This window comes from Actinocorallia lasiicapitis, assembly GCF_054778695.1.
On the sequence record NZ_BAAGZI010000767.1, the window covers coordinates 1 to 1,104 of the forward strand.

General features: G+C 74.5%; 1 protein-coding gene and 1 pseudogene. One reads left to right on the forward strand and one right to left on the reverse strand.

What is annotated here, in order from left to right; translation table 11 throughout:
* A pseudogene (locus ACYVE7_RS34465) lies at positions 1 to 292 on the forward strand (hypothetical protein); the annotation flags it as partial.
* Between the two features lie 20 nt (positions 293 to 312).
* Here the strand turns inward: ACYVE7_RS34465 and ACYVE7_RS34470 are convergent.
* Positions 313 to 1,104: PucR family transcriptional regulator (locus ACYVE7_RS34470; protein WP_460370824.1), on the reverse strand; the 792-nt coding region annotated here is incomplete at its 5' end.

Here is a 1,104-nt window from a genome sequence, read left to right on the forward strand (position 1 = left end):
CACCCGCGTCGGCGGCGCCGACATCGCGCCCGGCGACCGGGTCTTCGTGTGTTTCGCCTCCGCCGCCCGCGACCAGGCCCGCTTCGACGACGCCGACCGCTTCCTGCCGTCCCGCCCCCCGGGCACCGCCCGGAGGGCGCACAGCGGCGCCGCCTTCTCCGACCTGGTCCTCATCCACTCCCTGGAAGCGCTGCGGGCGCGCTACCCGCGCCTCACCCAGGTCGAACCGCTGGTGTTCCGGCCCGGCGAGCGGTTGCGGCTCCCCACCTCCCTGTGGGTCCTGCCCGCCTGAGCACCCCCGTCGCCGGCCGGCTACCGGGCGGCGGCCGAGGTGGGCGGGCAGAGCAGGAGCAGCTGGAGCTCCAGGCCGAGCTGCTGGTCGTGCAGGATCGGTCCCAGCACCTGTTCGAGGTTGCGGATCCGGTAGTGCACCGTCTGCGGGTGGACGGTCAGCAGCCGTGCGGTCGCGGCGACGTTGCGTCCGCTGGTGAGGAACGCCTGGAGGGTCTCCCACAGACGTTCCCTGCGTGTGGCTGGCAGCTCCAGCAGCCCGGCCAGACGGGTCGGGGCGAGCAGCTCCAGCAGTTCGCGGGAGGAGCGGGCGATCAGCGCGGGAAGGTTCTCATCACAGCGCGCGACCTGCCGCTCGGAGCCCAGATCGAGGGTTCTGAGCGCCCACCGCAGCGACACCCCGGCCCGTTCCGGCGGGACGCTCGGCCCGAGCGCCGCCCGCTGCCAGTCGATGTCGGGCAGGGGGGCGTCGCCGCGGTGGTCGGGCAGGACGAGGTAGGACGGCTGGGCGTTCCAGTCGGCCAGGACGGACGGCGACACGATCGGGATCGCCGCGTCCGGGGGCCTGTCCATCACCAGGACGCTGACGGTCTTGGGCAGCGGCCAGCCGGCCTGCCTGGCGGCGATCCGCAGGGCCTCCTGGCGGGGCGGCTGCTCCAGGGTCAGCATGGCCAGCAGCGCCTCGCGGCGGCCGCGCCACTCCTGCTCGTCGCTTTCCTCCAGGGTCCGCTGCGCGGTCCGCACCGCTTCGGCGGCGATGTCGACGAGCTCGAACAGCGCCTGGACGCGTGCGCCGAGCTCGGTCGCGGAGGC